The organism is Primorskyibacter marinus (assembly GCF_003313245.1).
Classification (GTDB): Bacteria; Pseudomonadota; Alphaproteobacteria; order Rhodobacterales; family Rhodobacteraceae; genus Primorskyibacter; species Primorskyibacter marinus.
Genome location: NZ_QJSD01000001.1, coordinates 701,127 through 718,617 on the forward strand (window position 1 = coordinate 701,127; position 17,491 = coordinate 718,617).

Annotated in this window: 18 protein-coding genes; 6 read left to right on the forward strand and 12 right to left on the reverse strand. The window is 59.1% G+C overall.

Features of this window, described 5'->3' with window-relative positions; translation table 11 throughout:
* Positions 1 to 55: 55 nt before the first annotated feature.
* Complete coding sequence (locus DMZ65_RS03350; RefSeq protein WP_116597428.1) at positions 56 to 1,639, reverse strand: FadD3 family acyl-CoA ligase; 1,584 nt, start codon at positions 1,637 to 1,639, stop codon at positions 56 to 58.
* A gap of 170 nt (positions 1,640 to 1,809) precedes the next feature.
* Here DMZ65_RS03350 and DMZ65_RS03355 point away from each other — a divergent pair, with 170 nt between their 5' ends.
* The 3 genes from DMZ65_RS03355 (at position 1,810) to DMZ65_RS03365 (ending at position 5,555) form a co-directional block, all read left to right on the forward strand.
* The gene (locus DMZ65_RS03355; protein WP_232824870.1) at positions 1,810 to 2,607 is read left to right on the forward strand and encodes an SDR family oxidoreductase; all 798 of its coding nucleotides are present in this window, start codon (positions 1,810 to 1,812) and stop codon (positions 2,605 to 2,607) included.
* Positions 2,608 to 2,705: 98 nt separating this feature from the next.
* On the forward strand, positions 2,706 to 3,923 hold the full coding sequence (locus tag DMZ65_RS03360) for an ABC transporter substrate-binding protein (RefSeq protein ID WP_116597608.1): 1,218 nt from the start codon (positions 2,706 to 2,708) through the stop codon (positions 3,921 to 3,923).
* A 621-nt stretch (positions 3,924 to 4,544) separates the two neighbouring features.
* On the forward strand, positions 4,545 to 5,555 hold the full coding sequence (locus tag DMZ65_RS03365; protein WP_157960546.1) for a helix-turn-helix transcriptional regulator: 1,011 nt from the start codon (positions 4,545 to 4,547) through the stop codon (positions 5,553 to 5,555).
* Between the two features lie 84 nt (positions 5,556 to 5,639).
* Here the strand turns inward: DMZ65_RS03365 and DMZ65_RS03370 are convergent, their stop codons facing one another.
* The 9 genes from DMZ65_RS03370 to DMZ65_RS03410 all read right to left on the reverse strand — a co-directional run bounded on the left by DMZ65_RS03370 (position 5,640) and on the right by DMZ65_RS03410 (position 13,193).
* Positions 5,640 to 6,269: a nuclear transport factor 2 family protein gene (locus DMZ65_RS03370; RefSeq protein ID WP_116597430.1), complete on the reverse strand. Its 630-nt coding sequence runs from the start codon at positions 6,267 to 6,269 to the stop codon at positions 5,640 to 5,642.
* Between the two features lie 16 nt (positions 6,270 to 6,285).
* Positions 6,286 to 6,744 (reverse strand): MaoC family dehydratase, encoded by a 459-nt coding sequence (locus tag DMZ65_RS03375; protein ID WP_116597431.1) that lies wholly within the window; start codon positions 6,742 to 6,744, stop codon positions 6,286 to 6,288.
* Positions 6,745 to 6,746: 2 nt separating this feature from the next.
* Positions 6,747 to 7,541 (reverse strand): SDR family oxidoreductase, encoded by a 795-nt coding sequence (locus tag DMZ65_RS03380; protein ID WP_232824871.1) that lies wholly within the window; start codon positions 7,539 to 7,541, stop codon positions 6,747 to 6,749.
* Entirely contained in the window at positions 7,538 to 8,323 is a 786-nt protein-coding gene (locus DMZ65_RS03385) for an enoyl-CoA hydratase family protein (protein WP_116597610.1), read from the reverse strand. Before DMZ65_RS03385 ends, DMZ65_RS03380 begins: the two co-directional genes overlap by 4 nt.
* Positions 8,324 to 8,327: 4 nt before the next feature.
* Positions 8,328 to 9,407 carry an NAD(P)H-dependent flavin oxidoreductase gene (locus tag DMZ65_RS03390; protein ID WP_116597432.1) on the reverse strand — a complete coding sequence of 360 codons (1,080 nt, stop codon included), beginning with the start codon at positions 9,405 to 9,407 and terminating at the stop codon, positions 8,328 to 8,330.
* A gap of 122 nt (positions 9,408 to 9,529) precedes the next feature.
* The gene (locus DMZ65_RS03395) at positions 9,530 to 10,294 is read right to left on the reverse strand and encodes an SDR family NAD(P)-dependent oxidoreductase (RefSeq protein ID WP_116597433.1); all 765 of its coding nucleotides are present in this window, start codon (positions 10,292 to 10,294) and stop codon (positions 9,530 to 9,532) included.
* Positions 10,295 to 10,304: 10 nt separating this feature from the next.
* Complete coding sequence (locus DMZ65_RS03400; RefSeq protein WP_116597434.1) at positions 10,305 to 10,841, reverse strand: nuclear transport factor 2 family protein; 537 nt, start codon at positions 10,839 to 10,841, stop codon at positions 10,305 to 10,307.
* Positions 10,842 to 10,845: 4 nt separating this feature from the next.
* Positions 10,846 to 12,033, reverse strand: coding sequence for an acyl-CoA dehydrogenase family protein (locus DMZ65_RS03405; RefSeq protein WP_116597435.1), 1,188 nt, complete (start codon positions 12,031 to 12,033; stop codon positions 10,846 to 10,848).
* Positions 12,030 to 13,193, reverse strand: a complete 1,164-nt coding sequence (locus DMZ65_RS03410) for an acyl-CoA dehydrogenase family protein (protein ID WP_198662612.1) — start codon at positions 13,191 to 13,193, stop codon at positions 12,030 to 12,032. The genes DMZ65_RS03405 and DMZ65_RS03410 overlap by 4 nt, the downstream gene beginning before the upstream one ends.
* A 144-nt stretch (positions 13,194 to 13,337) precedes the next feature.
* Here DMZ65_RS03410 and DMZ65_RS03415 point away from each other — a divergent pair, with 144 nt between their 5' ends.
* The 3 genes from DMZ65_RS03415 (at position 13,338) to DMZ65_RS03425 (ending at position 15,565) form a co-directional block, all read left to right on the forward strand.
* Positions 13,338 to 13,838: a nuclear transport factor 2 family protein gene (locus tag DMZ65_RS03415; RefSeq protein ID WP_157960548.1), complete on the forward strand. Its 501-nt coding sequence runs from the start codon at positions 13,338 to 13,340 to the stop codon at positions 13,836 to 13,838.
* Positions 13,835 to 14,707 (forward strand): SDR family NAD(P)-dependent oxidoreductase, encoded by an 873-nt coding sequence (locus DMZ65_RS03420; protein WP_157960549.1) that lies wholly within the window; start codon positions 13,835 to 13,837, stop codon positions 14,705 to 14,707. The genes DMZ65_RS03415 and DMZ65_RS03420 overlap by 4 nt, the downstream gene beginning before the upstream one ends.
* A gap of 102 nt (positions 14,708 to 14,809) precedes the next feature.
* Positions 14,810 to 15,565 carry a TetR/AcrR family transcriptional regulator gene (locus tag DMZ65_RS03425; protein WP_198662613.1) on the forward strand — a complete coding sequence of 252 codons (756 nt, stop codon included), beginning with the start codon at positions 14,810 to 14,812 and terminating at the stop codon, positions 15,563 to 15,565.
* 21 nt (positions 15,566 to 15,586) lie between these two features.
* On the opposite strand, the gene DMZ65_RS03430 is transcribed toward DMZ65_RS03425, so the two are convergent.
* Both DMZ65_RS03430 and DMZ65_RS03435 read right to left on the reverse strand, forming a co-directional pair.
* Positions 15,587 to 16,189, reverse strand: coding sequence for a VOC family protein (locus DMZ65_RS03430; protein ID WP_116597439.1), 603 nt, complete (start codon positions 16,187 to 16,189; stop codon positions 15,587 to 15,589).
* Positions 16,186 to 17,391 carry an acetyl-CoA C-acyltransferase gene (locus tag DMZ65_RS03435; RefSeq protein ID WP_116597440.1) on the reverse strand — a complete coding sequence of 402 codons (1,206 nt, stop codon included), beginning with the start codon at positions 17,389 to 17,391 and terminating at the stop codon, positions 16,186 to 16,188. The genes DMZ65_RS03430 and DMZ65_RS03435 overlap by 4 nt, the downstream gene beginning before the upstream one ends.
* Between the last annotated feature and the right edge of the window lie 100 nt (positions 17,392 to 17,491).

Consider the following 17,491-nt stretch of genomic DNA (forward strand, 5'->3'; position numbering starts at 1 on the left):
TCAGGGCAGGCCTATCGCCTGCCCTATTTTCTGTCAGCGCGCATTTTTGAAAGCTTCAGCCAATCCCCGCCAGCTTGCGAAGCTCGTCCTTGACCACTTTGCCTTGTGCGCTGGTGGGAAGCGCATCAACGAACACCACGCTGCGCGGCACCTTGAAGTTGGCGATATTCTCGCGGGACCATGCAATCAGCTCGGCCTCTGTAATACGCGCACCGGGGCGCAGAACAACAAAGGCTTTGCCGACCTCGCCCAACCGGTCGTCCGGGACGCCGATCACCGCAATCTGGCCGACCGCATCATGAGCACTGAGAAACCGTTCGATTTCCGCCGGATAGCAGTTAAAACCGCCTGTAATGAACAAGTCCTTCACACGGTCTTCAATGCGCAGGTTTCCGTCACTGTCGAAATACCCGATGTCCCCCGTCGACAACCAGCCATCGGCATCAATCGTCTTGGCTGTCGCTTCGGGATTTTCGAAATAGCCTTTCATGGTCAAATCCCCGCGGATCACGATCTCACCGGGTTCACCATCAGGCAGGAAGGCCCCCTTGGGCGATCTGACACGGATCTCGGTGCCCGGCATCGGTTTGCCTGCGGTGTTGGCAATGACTTCGGCCGTGTCATCGGCAAAGCACATGGTTCCGTAACCACCGCATTCGGTCAGGCCATAGCCGTTGCAGACACCCGCAAATCCCAGGTCCGACCGCATCCGCCGGATCAGTGTTGACGGCACGACGGACCCGCCGGTCAGACCCAGACGCAGGCTGGAGGTGTCGAATTTTGCCAGATCGGGATTTTGCAGCATGCCGTGAAAAATTGCCGGCGGTCCGGGAATGACAGAGATTTTTTCACGCGAGACCCGCTCCAGAATTTCGGTGGGATCGAAGGTCAGATGGGGCATCAAAACGGCACCCCGCATCAGAGAAACAATAGCGCCGGAGCGATAACCGAACGCATGAAAGAACGGCGGAATGACAAGAATTCGGTCGCCGCGCTGGATTCCCACGCGTGTCGCCCAGCCATCTATCGCGCGCAGGCATTGACGGTGTGCGTACATCACACCCTTGGGGTATCCGGTGGTTCCTGACGTGAACAATGTGTCACAAAGATCATCCGACCCGATACTGGCTATTCGTGTCTCCAGCGCGGCCTCATCCACGGCATCCGCCCGTTTCAGAAAGGCCTCCCACCCGGTATCGCCTTCGGCTGCGTCATCAAAGACAACCAGATCATGCAACGGCGCGCGCTGTTCAGCGCTCAGCATCGCAGGGTAATAGCGATCAAGGAAATTGCCTGTCGACATGATCATTCTGGCTTTGGAACGCTGGATCATTTCGCCCACCTCGGCACCGCGAAAACGGGTGGAACAGGGCACAAGTACCCCGCCCGCACTGACCAGCCCCATTGCGGTTGCAAACCACTTCCAGCTGTTCGGTGCCCAGATCATCACCTTGTCGCCTTTTTCAAGACCACTGGCCATGAATGCCCGTGCAATACGGCGGCGCAGCGCGTCGAATTCGACAAAGCTCAACGTGACGTCACCGTCCTCGATCGCGGTATCATGCCCATAAGTCCGCGCAGTCCATTCGCAAAGTGCGGGTATCGTCGTAAATTCTTTCGGTGCCAGTTGTGCGATCATGTACTACCCGTTTCTTGTCATTTGGGCCGCGAACGAGCCCGCTCCGGACCCTTGCAAACTAAAGCGGAGCGCCCTGCCCTACATCGTCCGAAAAGACGAATTGCGGGGCGGGATATTTCGATAAACAGTAAGATGCTTACCCCAGCGCATAGACAATGATGGAGTCCATTTTGCCCCACTTTAATTCCTACCTGCCGTCGATGGACGGGCAGACCGTGATCGTGACAGGCGGAACAAAGGGTATTGGACGCCATATCGCGACCGCGTTTCTGGAGGCGGGTGCCAATGTTGCAGTTTGCGCGCGTAGTCAGCCCGAGACACTGCCGGAGAGCGGCGGACGTCAGGCTATATTTTACCAATGTGACGTGCGGTCTTCAGAATCCTGCCGCGCTCTGGTCGATGCGGTCGGCGCGGCACATGGCCGTGTCGACGCGCTGGTCAACAATGCGGGCGGGTCCCCACCGGCCGAAGCCGCAACCGTATCGCCCCGCTTTTCCGAAGCCATCATCGCGTTGAATCTGACCGGGCCGCTGCATCTGTGTCAGGCAGCACATAGCTGGATGGTCAAACAGGACACGGGCGGCTCCATCATCAATATAGCCAGTGTCGCCGGCCAACGTCCGGCACCCGCAACCGCTGCATATGGTGCGGCCAAGGCCGGTTTGCTTAGTCTGACAGGGTCGCTGGCGCAGGAATGGGGGCCAAACGTGCGCGTGAACGCGATTGTTGCAGGTCTTATGGAAACCGAACAAACCGAACTCAGCTATGGCTCACAACAGGCACAGGACGAACTGGCTGGCGCGTTGCCCTTACGGCGGATGGGACGCGGGCAAGACATAGCAGCCGCGGCACTTTATCTGGCTTCACCGATGGCTGCTTTTGTCAGTGGTGCAACGCTTGAAGTGCATGGCGGCGGAGAGCCGCCACTCTTTCTCGACATCATGCGCCGCCATACGCCACCGGCATGACCGCTAAAATCGACGCGTGAGGCGTAACCTAGTCTGAATGAATGATGCCTGAAGCGGATGCCGGGACTTTGCTGATCACATCAGAGGAGGATCATCACATGACGAAATTCAATTTTTCCCGCAGAGCAGCGCTGTCTTTCGCTGCATCCGTAACCGCTCTGTCGGCGCTTGGCACTGCAACGCTCGCACAAGATGACACCATCAAGATGGGTGGAATCATGTCGCTGACCGGTGGCGGTGCCTCTATCGGCATCAACGCCAAACTGGCCTGGGAGATGGCCGTTGATGAGATCAATGAAAACGGCGGCATTCTGGGCAAGCAGGTGGAGCTCATCCTGGCCGACACAATGACCGATCCGACACATGGCGTCAGCGAAGCCCGCCGTCTGATCGAAAACGAAGGTGTCTCGCTTCTGGTCGGTCCGGCCACCAGTCAGGAAACCATTCCGATTACGGCCGTTTCGTCCGAGAACCAGATCGTTCAGCTTTCGACAGCCGCATCAACGCAATTGACGCCTGACTTTGCGCCTTACCATTTCTCGGATTCAGTAACCGGCGTGAACCAGATGCAGGCCAACATCGACTATGCAATTGATGTGCTGGGCGTGGAGAATATCGGATTGATTTCCGACAATGGCGGCATGTCCAAGGCGGCAGTCAGCGACATTCTCGACTACATGAACAGCCGTGGCATCGAGCCGGTGATCGTGCAGGAATTTGCATTCCGGGCCGAAGACATGACACCGCAGCTGTTTTCGATGCGCAGCGCAGGCACAGAAGCGATCCTGCTGATCAATTCCATTGGCGACGATTCGCGCAAGTTGCTGGAAAACCGCCTGGATATCGGTTGGGACGTTCCGGTGCTGGCCAACCAGACAATGACCAACTACGCGGTCGGCAACGCCGAGCTTCTGGGCGAAGAAGCCTTTGACGGCGTACTGAGCACCCAGTTCGTCGGCATGACATACTGCCCCGGCGACCCTCTTGGCGAATCACCCTTTGCCAAATTCTCGGTCCGCGCGAATGAGCGTATCGACGATCTGGATCGTATGGGCGGCGCTCCGGCGTTGAACCCCTACTACATCCAGCCGCTGATCCTTGCCGCAGCTGCCAATGGTGCGGGCACGTTGGACGGAACAGCGGTCCGCGATTGGCTTCAAGCGAATGCCGATCAGGTCGAAGTTCAGACAGGTGCCCTGTCAGCCAGTTCCACGAACCACTTTCTGCCTGCACCGGAGTCCATTGTGGTGGTCAAGAACGCCTACACCCTCCGTGAGGATGGTCTGGTCGAACGCGCTGACTGTAGCGGCTCGTAAACAACCAATTTGACGACCGCGCTCCTCCCCCGCGGTTTTCAATACCCAAGGCCCTGCCTCTCCGGCGGGGCCTTTCCTTTTTGGAAAACATCAAGCGGAGCTGACGATACCCCGCCGCTCTCCAGCATGGGTTTTCTGATCCCACACATGTGTCGATTCTGCCCCGGCCGGCGTCAGGTCCGCCGCCTCGCGGCGACCGCATACCTGCGCCATCGAGTGCGATGCTTATCGTCATGCAGCCACAGGGCTGCACCTTCTAAAAGGTGCCTTAATACTTGAAAGAAAACAAATTTTTTAGATGTCACTCAGGTAATAGTGCCACTAAATTGACGCCTTGCTTTATTTTTTGACGCTGTGACAAATAATTTGACAGGCCGTAAAACTAATGACACGATGATGAAAGTTGGAGAATTGGGGAGGATAAAATGGCCTGCGAGAACAGACTAAACTCACGCATGTGAGATCGCACCACCTGACACGGTAGCGTCATTCTTTGCGCATTTTCCGCAATGCGCCTTGCACAGCAGTACAAAACAAATGGCTTGGACCGCATAGCGCGCGTCACAAGGGAGGAATCCTATGTCCTATCACTCACAATCCGCAGTCGCGTTCGGGCATCTCATGAACAACTTGACACGCAGTGCCACGACAGGCGCATCCGTGCCGGAATTGCTCGACATCGTCAAAGATCACTTTGACGCGCGCCTCGTGTTGCTGGCCATATCGGACGCAAAGAACAATGTCGCACTGCATGCTGACAGCGCATTCGGCCCTGTCAGCTATGACGGCGACCCCGCGACTTTTGCAAGATCTGCCGCGATCCGCGACCTGATGGACCGATACCAATGTGTCGAGGCCGCCGGTTCCCAGGATGCAACCGGACCGGAAGACTGCAAACTTTGGATCTTCCGCGACCGTGATCTTGCGCGTTTCGGAAACGAAGAAACCACACTGGCTGGCGTGATTGCCTCCCAGATGTCCTCGGCTCTCAGCCTTGCGAACCGCCTGCGCGAGACCGCGATGGACAATACCCTGTTTTCGGGCGCGATGGACCGGATGAATATCGGGTTCGTCCTCGCGGATGCGGCGGGCCACCTATTGCGCATGACCGATCATGCCCGTGACATCCTGAATGCCCGCGACGGTTTGCATCTGCATTTCCGCAAGCTGCGTGCGACCAACGCAGCGGATGATCGCACCTTGCAGGCGCTGATCCGCGCAACAGCAGAGGGTGAGCAAATCGAACACGATGGCAGCCTTGCGCTGACCGGACAGTCGGGTCTGAAAACGCTTGGCGTCATGGTCCGAAGCGTCGATCCCGCACTGTGCCCGCAGGGACAGCGCCTTGTGGCAATCTACCTGCGCGACCGCGAATCCGCGCTTGAGCTTGATAGCGATTCCGTGCGCCGCCTGTTTGATCTGACCCCCGCAGAAGCCGCGGTGACGCGACAGCTTGCTGCTGGATTGTCCTTGGAAGAAACCGCGATCGAGCTGGAAATCAGCCGAAACACAGCGCGCGCGCATCTTCGGTCGATTTTCTCCAAGAACGGAATTTCGCGCCAGACAGAGCTTGTGCGGATGGTGCTGAACAGTGCTGCCGCAATTGGAGGCGATACCCGCCACGCAGCCTGAACGGCACACCCGTTCAATCAACACAAAGGAAAACCCCGGAGATCATCCGGGGTTTCTTGATTTTCAACCTTCGTTCCGAGACGGTTAACGCACCCGTATTCCGCTTACGGTCTGGCCCCTGCGCATTGTCTCGATAAACGCTTCCAAGGGGGCCGGCTCTGCAATCGCGCCGTCGTTCGGACCGCTGCGATCCCAGTATTCCTTCCACGAAGGGAACAGGGCATGGAACGATCCCTCATACGGCTCACGCCCCGGCCAGCGCATTTTCCGCGATCCGATAGGGGGGTTGTTCAGATCGGTGGCATACCAGTAAAGCGGCTGGCGACGTGCAAAGCACCAACGCCCGTCCACCCGCTTGTAATGGTCATAATACATCATCTGCATGATGACCCATTCCGGCCCGGTTTCGTGTTCGTTCTTGGAATAGACGATGCCCACCGCTTCATCCGGCCCGGTCAGCTCAATGATCGTGGTGCCCACATGATGCGACGTGCCGTCAAATTGCTTTCGCATGGTATCATCCAGCCAGTCACGGAACGCCTGACGCCCGTAGCTGTCGCGCCCGGCCTTCACGTCAGGCACAAACAAGCCCGCCATGGCATCCAGATCGCGCATATCCAGCGCCAGCGAGTATTTCGAGATTAGCTGCCGGATTTCATCGCGGCTTTCGATCCTGTCGAGACGCAGAAGGATGTCGTCTTGTGTTGTGCTCATGATCTCGGCTCTCGTTTCAGAAATAGTAGCGGCCCACAATGTCGGCGACGCAGCCCGGCTTATCCGAGCCTTCAAGCTCCATCGTTACCCGAACCGTAGATTGCAGCGCATTGCCCTCCAGGACATCGGCCTTGAGCAACAGTCCGGCGGCGCGAACACGCGACCCGACAGGCACCGGCGCGGGAAACCGCACGCGGTCAGCGCCGTAATTCACCCCCATCTTCATGCCCTCCGCGCGAAACAGGTCCGGCAGAAAGTTGTTGATCAGCGAAAATGTCAGGTATCCATGCGCAACAGTACAACCAAACGGACCGTCGCGCGCCTTTTCAGGATCGGTGTGAATCCATTGGTGATCGCCTGTCGCATCGGCAAAGGTGTCGATCCGCGCTTGATCTATGGTCAGCCAGTCCGAACACCCCAGATCGGACCCGACTGCATCGGCCGCCTGTTGCGGCGAGGAAAAGAGCAAACCCATTGTCACGCTCTCTGGCTGGAAACGGACACGACCTCACCCACCATATAACCGGAATAATCGCTGGCGAGGAACATCATGACGTTTGCAACTTCCCAGACTTCGGCCGCACGGCCAAAGGCCTCTTGTGAGGTCAAAGCCTCCAGCTCGCCGGGACCGGCAGCTTTTTCCAAGAACTCGTGCATCGCAATCGACGGCGAGACCGCATTGATGCGTATACCGTGCTCTGCCGCTTCGACCGCGCTACAGCGGGTGAAAGCCATGACGCCGGCTTTGGCGGCGGCATAGTGGGACTGTCCCTTTTGCGCGCGCCAGCCCAGAACTGATGCGTTGTTGATGATCACACCGGACTTGCGGGGCGTCATTTTGGCCAGGGCAGCGCGTGTCATACGCATCGTTCCCGTCAGCGTGACGTCAAGGACAAGGTTCCATTGGTCGTCCGGCATCTCCGCGACATTGGAAAACCCGCCCATTCCGGCGTTGTTGATCAGCACGTCAATCCCGCCAAGTGCATCGTCGGCGGCGTCGACAAGCGCGTTCACCTCGTCCTCGTTGGTGACATTGCAAATCTTGGCGTGAACCTCTGCCCCGCCAATCGCGCGCAGCTTCTCGGCGGCTTCGTCCAGGCGGCGAGGGTGAATATCCGAGATCATGATCGCGCGGCACCCTTCCTCGATCGCGCGTTTGGCAGCGGCAAACCCGATACCCACACCTGCCGCCGCCGTAATCAGCACGGATTTACCGTTCAGAAGGCCGTGGCCCTCGACGTATTTAGGGGCGTTCACTGTCATGTCGTTCATGTCTTTGTCTTTCCGGCTTTGCCATCTTCAAAATCCGCGTCCCGTTTGCCGACAAAGGCGTCGCGCGCCTCTTGCGACTCTGCAGTGAGATACGCTTGCGCGGTAAAGCCCTGCTCCCAGCGGTATTTATGTTCCAGATCGCCATCCTCGATCCCGTTCAACGCCTCTTTGGCAAGGCGGATCATGATCGGGCTTTTCGCCGCGATGGTGGTAGCAATCTCCAAGGCGGCGGCGCGCAGGTTTTCCTGTGGCACAACCTTTTCCACAGCCCCCAGGCGATAGGCTTCGGCGGCGTCGATAGGCTCACCGGTGAAATACATTTGCCGGACCTTCTGGACCGGAAACAAGCGCTGAAGATGCGCGCCCGCGCCCAAGGCACCCCGATCTACTTCCGGCACTCCGAAAGTCGCGTCTGGTGAACACACGATAATATCGGCAGAGCCGCAGATGCCGATCCCGCCGCCCAGAATATAGCCATGCGCCGCCACGATAACCGGTTTCAACCCGCGATGGATCGCGCGAAATGTTTCCCAATTCCCGGCGTTGACTTCGGGGATGCGGTCAGGATGGCGTTGCAGCTCCTTGATATCCACGCCCGCGCAGAACCCGCGACCTTCGGCGCGGATCACCAGAACGCGCACGTCGCGATTCGCCTGAAGCGAGTCGATCTCTTGGCTAAGCCTGCGCCAGCCGACACTGTCCAGTGCATTTACCGGCGGGTTCTCGATCACCAACTCGGCGATGCCATTGGCGATTTCGGTGCGGAATTGTTTCTGGCTCATCGCGTCATCCATTATGTTTGTTCGTCAGCGCACTCAGCGCGTCCAGCCGGTCATTTGCCTGCGCCATGATGCCGGCAATCAGATCCTCGCAGCTTTCCAGCCGGTCGATGGCGGCGGCGACCTGACCGCTTGGCAGCAACCCCTTGTCAGCATCGCCTTCGACCACGCCGCGCTGCACCAGCGTCGGAAGGTTGGGGGCCATGACCGTCTGGGCAAAGCTGCTTTCGCCGCTGGTCGCCACTTTCAAACCCAGCTTGGCCATGGCAAGCGGGCCAAGCCCTGCATCCCTGCCCCATTGCCGCGCGTATTTCAGGCTCATGGCCAGTCGCGCAGGCAGAGACATGCCTTCAAGATGGCGGAGCTCATCATTCTCGATAAAGCGTTGCGGCATCCCGTCCACGGCCTTTGTCACCTTGATGACGCTGGGATCTTTTGTTTCCAGATACCGGTCCAGTGCGCTACGCGGAACCGGGGAGTCACTTGTCAAAAGGAACCGTGTCCCCATCGCAATTCCGGCTGCTCCCTGGGCCAGCGACGCGGCAAGGCTGCGTCCGTCATACATGCCACCGGCTGCAACCACCGGCACATCAACAGCGTCCAGCACCTGCGACAGCAGGATGCTTGTGGGCACAGAACCTGTATGCCCGCCGCCTTCACCGCCTTGAATGGTAATTACATTGGCGCCCAGCTCTACCGCCTTGACGGCGTGTTTCACAGCCCCGACCGTGGGCATGCAGACAACTCCGGCATCCCGCAAACGTCCGATGGTTTCGGCATCCGGCCCGCGCCCGTAGCTGACAGCGCGCACGCCATGCTTGATCACCATTTCCAGTACTTCGTCGGCATTCGGCTGAAACATGTGAAAATTGACGCCGAAAGGCTTGTCGGTCAGTTCCTTGATCTTCAGCAACTGGTTTTCGACGTCACCGGCCTCTGTCGTGGCACCGGCAAAAAAACCAAAGCCACCGGCATTACATGTCGCCGCCGTCAGCTTTGCGTCAGCAACCCATCCCATGGCAGTCTGGACAACCGGAAACCGGCACCCAAGTTTTTCGCAAAGCGGCGTATGCAGATCGCGTATCATCGGACCCCCGGTTTCGATTACATTTGAAGTTATGCTGCCAGATGGCCAAAATTTTTGCACTGCAGCATCGTCTGCTTGGACTACCGGCCCCGCGCCCGTTTCGGAACGGTGCGCATCTTGCGTCAGTGAAACACGCGCCCGCCATTTACCAACAGGGTTTGCCCCGTGATGAACCGCGCCTGATCGCTGGACAGGAATGTCACTGCATTGGCGATATCTTCCGGTTCGCACAGTTCCTGCATCGGAATTGCATTGCGGGCGCGATCATAGGAGTCTTTGGGAATCCGCTGCATCGCGCGCGTATTGGTCGGGCCGGGGCAGACAGCGTTGACGTTCACCTTGAACGGTCCAAGCTCGCGCGCCAACGCACGGGTGAACCCCAGAACCCCCGATTTGGCAGAGGCATAATCGACTGTCCCGATATCGCCATTGAACGCGGAATCTGACGAAATCGACACGATTTTACCCGATTTTCGTTCGCGCATTCCCGGTACGACCTGACGCGAACAGATCAGCGTGGCCATCAGCGATACATCGACGACAAATTTCAGCGTCTCTGGCTTGGCCTCCCAGAAATCCGAATAGTTTTCGCGCGCGGTCTGGCCGATATTGTTGCAAAGAACGTCAATGTTCCCCAGATCCTGCGCGGCCTTTGCAAATGTCCCTTCAACCACCTCGATGCTGGTCATGTCGCCGTGCAAGGCCGTGGCCCGCACGCCTTCGGCTTTCAGTAATTCGATGGTTTCGGCCAGGGCGTCTTCTTCCCTGTCAAAGGCCGCAACATCCGCCCCGGCGCGGGCATAGGCGATCGCACAGGCCCGTCCGATTCCGTTTCCGGCACCTGTCACAGCAGCAATTTTTCCCGCAAGTGGTTTGTCAGAACTCATTTGGTATCCCCTATTGGTTTTCGGAAAAGCGCTTGAACTGGTCAAGCAGGCGATAGGACAGGTCATCCGGCCCCGCACGTCCGGCGGGCGAACCAGCCGCAAAATCGGCATGGGCCGCAGTATCGACTGGCCCTTTGCGCGCCCAGTCCAGCGTTATAGCCCGACTACAAAACCGCCATTCGCCATCCCGCTTTGCATAGTGATCCAGACTGCGGCTGCCGGTCACGATCTCCTCGCCCGCGTGGGTGCGGTGCCAGTTGATCTTGTGAACCTCGCCCTGCGCCTCGTCACCGTCGATGACAAAATTCATGTTCGCAACGTAATGGACTGTCATTTCATAGGCAGAGAGCGCCTGCTTCACAAACGCGACATAGGCATCGGCACCGCCATCAAACATCTCGCCATGCGTATCGACGGCATCGTCATGATAAAGGCTGCGCAGCAGGGCAAAATCGCGGCGATCCACCGCCCGCGAATAGGTCGTAACAAGGCGGCGCAGGCTGTCGGTGGCGATAAGCGTCGCGATATCCGCGTCCCGGATTCCCATGTCGCTACCCTTTCGTTCCGCGCGGTTCGCGCGGCATTTTCAGGCCTTGCTCGGCGATCAGGTTCAACTGGATTTCATTGGTTCCGCCATAAATCGTGTCGGCACGACTGAACAGGAACATCCGCTGCAAACGTTCCTTGCGCGGGTCGCTTTCGTCCAGCACACCCGCCTCCGGCCCAAGTACATCCATCGCCAGTTTACCCAGATCGCGATGCCAGTTGGACCAATGGTACTTATAGCCAAGCGCATCGCGCTGGACATCGTGAGATCCATCCCCCCCAAGCACCCGCAATGCAAGATAGCGCATGGCACGCAATCCGGTCCATGCCACGGCGATCCGCTGTCGGATCGAAGGGATTTTCGTCATACCGTTTTCGCGTGCGATGTCGCAAATCGCTTCAAGCTCCTGCGCGAATGCCATTTGCTGGCCGAGCGTGGAAATGCCGCGCTCGAAGCCCAGCAATGCCATAGCGATTTGCCATCCGTCGCCGGGCTCTCCTACCACATGTTCGGCCTTTGCGCGGGCGTTGTCGAAAAAGACAGAGTTGAACTCGGCCCCCCCGCCCATCTGTTCAATCGGCTGGATTTCCACACCGCTCTGATCCAGCGACATCAACAAGAATATCAATCCGTGTCGTCCTACCGTCCCGGCCTCGCAACGGGCCAGCACAAAGATCCAGTCCGACAGATGCGCCAGAGAGGTCCAGACCTTTTGCCCGCTGACAAGCCAGTCACCACTGCCGGGATCGCGTGTTGCACGGGTACGGATATTGCCAAGGTCCGATCCCGCCCCCGGTTCGGAATAGCCCTGACACCAGTATTCGGTCCCAGCAAGAATTCCCGACAGGAACTGCTGTTTTTGGGCCTCGGTGCCAAAGGCGATCAGCGTCGGACCAACCAACCCTTCACCGATATGGCCGATACGTCCGGGACCGCCGGCACGCCCGTATTCTTCCTGAAACACGATCTGTTGCGGAACGGACATGCCGCGCCCTCCGTGCTCCTTCGGCCAGTGTGGGCAGGTCCAGCCGCCATGCGCCAACTCCTGCTCCCACGCCTTTCGCAGCTCGGGCAGCGCATCGCCGTCCCCCGCGTTTCCGCGAAAGCGCAAAGGCTCGAACCGACCGGTGAGATGCGTGTCCATCCAGTCGCGGATTTCGTGGCGCAGATCGTTCAGGTCTTGCTGGCTCATGCGGCGTCTCCGTCCGGCAGGCAATGCGCGGCAATCCGGTCAAGGTGGCGTTCGGGCGAGCCGAGCAAATGCCAGTTGGCCTGCGCGCGTTTGAAGTACAGATGCGGGGCGTATTCGGTGGTAAACCCGACGCCACCGTGTAGCTGGATCGCCTCCTCAGACGCGCGGAAGGCAAGGTCGGATGCCAGCGCACGCGCGCCGGCAACTTCAAGCATCCGTTCCCGTGGATCGGGCTGAACCGCAGCACCAAGTATCAAGGCTCGCAGTTCGGCCAGATCGACTTCAAGCGCCGCGCAACGGTGTTTTATCGCCTGAAACGACGCAATCGTGCGTCCGAACTGCACCCGCTCACTGATATATTCCAGCGTCAGGTCCATCGCGCCCCGAGCCAGCCCCGCCTGCTCGGCGGCCAACCCAAGGTTCGCGATTGTCTCTGCCTCGGCCAACGCGTCAGCATTGACGCCATTCCTGTCCAGCCGGGTGCTTTCAGGGACCGACAGATCGTTCAAACTGTGCGCGCAATACTGACGCGTATGATCGAGTGTCTTGAGCCTACGAAAGTCACTGCCGGTCGACGGTTCCAGCCCGAAAACGGCAACGTCTTGACCTATTCGCGCAGGTACAAGGATCAGCCCCGCTACCTGCGCGTCCGTTACCAACGGCAGTTGGCCCTGCAAAATATAACCGCCGCCCTGCCGGGTAGCGGTGACACCGCCCCCCTGGAACGGGTTCACCGAATTCATGTCAGCGATCGCCACGGTTGCGGCGGCGTCCCCCACCGCAATACGCTCCAGCCAGACCTGCGCGGCCTGGGTGCCGATCGCCGTCAGCAACGGCACCCCAAGACAAGCTGTTGACCACAATGGGACCGGTGCCAGCCGTTCACCAACGGCCTCCATCAGAAGGACAAGCTCGGTCAGGCCAAGCCCGACACCGCCGTGCTTTTCAGGGATGGTCATCGCACACCACCCCAGTTCTGTAGAGATCGTCGCCCAAAGGTCCGGATCGATTCCGTCACCACGCGATACAATCCGGCGCAGCGCATCGCCATCGGCTTTGCTAGCCAGCAGGCGCCGTGCCTCATCGCGGATAAAAATCTGGTCTTCGGTCAGTGTCAGGTCCATCGGCCCGCCTATCGTCACATGGCAATTCGGTGCCATGTCAACGCATGACAGCACAGGAAACATCGTCCGAACGGGGGATGGCCCCGGAAGGTTGCAAATTTCGGCTCTGCATCGTGCAAATGAATGATGCGGACAGGTCCGCACGGGCGGATCATTACAAAAAATAAGATGGATGCTCCCATGACCGACGCCACCCGCATTGCCGCCCTTGAAGCGCGATTGCAATCCCTGGAGGACAAGATCGAAATCGGGCAGATCATTGCCCGCTTCGGACCCGCGGTCGACAGCCTGTCCGGCGACGCAACCGCGGACCTGTGGACAGAGAACGGAGTCTATGATTTCGGCTCTGCCGCCCTTGAGGGGCGCAAGCAGCTTGCCGGCCTGGTGCAGCTGTCCACACATACCAATTATATCGACCAGGGCTGCGCCCATGTCCTTGGCCCGCCTGTGATAACGGTCGATGGCGATAGCGCGACTGCCACAGGATATTCGCAGGTTTTCGTGCATGACAACGGGCAATGGCGGTCGGTTCGCACCAGCGCAAACCATTGGATATTGAAGCGGACCACCGACGGCTGGAAGGTCATCACCCGCAGAAATCGTTTGCTGAACGGCGCACAGGATGCCCGCGATCTTCTGGCGCTCGCAGCACAGGGCACGACACAAGGGGGCAAGACATGAATGAACTCGCAGGCAAATCAATCGTCGTGACAGGCGCGGGCAGCGGGCTCGGCGCGGCCTACGCGCAACACGCCGCGGCGCTTGGGGCAAATGTCATCGTCAATGACATAAACGGTGATGCCGCACATGCCTGCGCAAAAGCCATAACCGACGCGGGCGGGCACGCAACGGCACAGCCCGGCGATGTCTCGGACTGGGACGCGGCTGAGGCGCTCGTGGACGCCTGCGTTGACGCTTTTGGCAGTCTGGACGGCTTTGTCAACAATGCGGGTATCTTGCGTCCGGCCTTGCTGGACCAAACCACTGAGGCCGACATCCGGCAGATGATCGACGTCAACCTGATCGGCACCGCCGCCTGCGCGCGGGCCGCTGCGGTTCGGATGAAGTCACAGGGCACGGGTGGGTCCATTGTCAACGTGGCCTCCGGATCGCAGGCCGGGGATGTTGCACTGGGCGGATATGGCGCAACCAAGGCGGCCATTTCGTCTCTGACCTTTAGCTGGGCGATGGAATTGCGCGACACGGGCATCCGCATGAACGCCATCTCACCGTTGGCAGAAACTGCGATGGCCGCACAGAATGCGCATCTCATGGCGCTACAAGGTGCCAACCGCGACGTGCATTATAACGCGTTGCCCGCCGCCGAAGTCAACGCGCCACTGGTTTCATTCCTGTTGTCGGACAGGGCGCGTGAGATTTCCGGCCAGATCGTGCGTATCGCCGGGCAACAGTTATCCTTTGTCACCCATCCCCTAATCGCGCAGCCCGTCCTGGAAGACGACTGGACATTTGACAAGATCGCCACCGCGTTTTCGGAGACGCTTGCAGGTCACCAGCACCGGCTGGGCCTTGCCTTTGAAGCAAAATAATGAAAACCGTCGGGCGATTCTTGCCTGAAATGCGTTGTAAGTGATGCGGAACTATCTTTTCATAATAACCTAGGCGCGTTGCCAACAGTAAAAGGCGAAACAGTGAACCAAGCCACAAATGACATGCCCGACAAGCGAGGCAATGGCTCTGCATCGTCGCGCACGACCACAGAGACCCGTGGCGCAACCAATCCGCGCAAGGAACTGGTGCGCGAGCAACTGATCGACATCGCAGCCGAACTTTTTGCATCCAAAGGGTATGCCCAGACCAGCATAAACGACATTGCGGGTGCCATGGGTCTGGGACGGTCCGCCGTTTACCACTATTTCCGCAACAAGGAAGAAATCCTTGCAGCCCTGGTCGAGGCCGAGGCGCTGACGCCATCCAACCGGCTACAGGACTTGATGGACAACCCCGATCTTGGCCCGGTGGAGCGCCTGCGTCATGCCATTGTTGACGGGATAACGCGGCGTTTGGGGTCGGGGTCGCATTTTATCATGTTGGCACGGCTCGAAAGCCAAATCCCCGAGGAACTGGGCCCGCTCTATAATCAGGGTCGGCGCAACATCTACAATTTTTATGTCCGTTGCATCACCGAGGGTATCGCCGCGGGAGAATTCCGCGATGTCGACCCGAAGATCGCGGCCTTTGCCGTGATTGGCATGGCAAACTGGACATCGCGTTGGTATTCGCCAAGCGGCACACGTTCCGCAAGCGAGATCGGCGAGATCATCGCCGACCTGGCGCTACATGGCCTGACTGTGCGTGACCGCGCCATGCATGACACTGCGGGTGTTGCAAACTCGCTGGACCAGATGCGCAAGCAGATCGACTGGCTGGAAGGTCAGCTTAAGTAATCCCGCCCTGCGCACCGTTAATCAATCGTCAAACGTGACGCCGACATGGTCCAGAAACGCGCCGTAGGTGTCAAAGCGGATCAGCGGATCTCCCCCGCTCCATGCCTTTAGATGGTCGGACACCGCAGCACGAGCGTGACGCCAGCGGCGCGGCACGATTTCCAGCATCGGACCGACGACCGATGGCGCGCTGTAATAGATAATCGGATCAGGCTGTCCCGCAATCGGGATCACCAGCTCAGGTGTATAGCCGTCCGCCTCGATCCGGTTGCGGGCCGCGGCGTGATCGGGCACCCAGTAGCCAAGATGCTGCAACCCTTCCCGTCCTTCATCCAGAAATGTCCGGTAAGGCGACGGCGCGTCATTGACCTGCTGGATCAGCTCCAACTGAACATCACCGATGAATCCGAAGGCCAGCCGCATCTCAATTTGGACGTCTTGCCCGCGATATATGGATTGTGGAGCCGGACGGCCTGTCCCGTTCTCTAGAAACAGAAACGGACCGACGCCCAACACGTCGATCCAGTGCCGCACGGCTTCATCCAGGTCGCGCACGACAAAACCAAGCTGCGTTGCGGGGCCAAGCACTGGTGTCAGCGCGTGCGGATGTTCAGATGCGATCATGACAGGATCTCGAACAGACCCGCCGCGCCCATGCCGCCGCCCACGCACATGGTCACAACGCCATATTTCGCGCCCCGCCGCTTCCCTTCCATCAGGATATGCCCAGCGCAGCGTGCGCCCGTCATGCCGAAGGGGTGGCCCACAGAGATTGCACCGCCATCGACATTCAACTTGTCGGGGTCGATGCCCAGCTTGTCGCGGCAGTAGAGCGCCTGCGCGGCAAAGGCTTCGTTCAATTCCCAAAGGTCGATATCGTCGACAGTCAGCCCATATTGCTTGAGCAGTTTGGGAACAGCATATACCGGGCCGATGCCCATTTCTTCGGGCGGGCAGCCTGCAACAGCCATGCCGCGATAAAGACCCAGCGGTTTCAGCCCTTGCCGCGCGGCCTCCTCTGCCTCCATCACCACAAGCGCCGCCGCTCCGTCGGACAGCTGCGACGCATTGCCCGCGGTGACGAAATTCCCTTCTTTGATCACCTCGCCACCGGCAAAGACCGGGGTCAATCCTTGCAGACCCTCAAGAGTGGTCTGCGCGCGAAAACCCTCGTCGCGTGTCAGCGTGACATCCTCGACGCTTTTCTCTTTTGTCTCGCGGTCCACCACGATCTTGCGCGTTGGCAATGGTGCCAGTTCAGCGTCAAAGCGGCCCGCCTCATGGGCCGCGGCCGTGCGCAACTGGCTCGTCAGCGCGAATTCGTCCTGCGCCTCGCGGCTCACGCCGTATTTCTTGGCCACGATCTCGGCGGTTTCGATCATGGTCATATACATATGCGGCCAATTTTCGATCACGGTTTGGCTTTGGTTGCGGTAGGTGTTCTTGTGCTTGTTTTGGGTCAGGCTGATCGATTCCACGCCCCCCGCGACAACCGTTTGCATCCCGTCAGAAATGATCTGGTTGGCCGCAATCGACACCGCCATCAGACCCGACGAACACATCCGGTCCACTGCCATGCCCGGCACCGAAACGGGCATACCGGCGGCGGCGGCGGTCAGGCGGCCGATGTTATACCCTTGTGTGCCTTGCTGTGCCGAACAGCCCATGATCACGTCATCGACCGATGCCGGATCTATATCAGCGCGCACCAGCGCCTGCGCGACCGCATGACCCGACAATGCCGGTGCTTCAGTGTCGTTGAACGCCCCGCGAAAGGCTTTTGCGATCGGGGTGCGGGCGACGGATACTATGACGGCTTCGCGCAATGGAAATCTCCGGAAATAGGGAGCGCGGGACAACCCGTGCTGTGACTTTTCCCAACTGTTGAGCGAGGTGGCGCGCAACGGCATCGTCTGAAAAGACTAA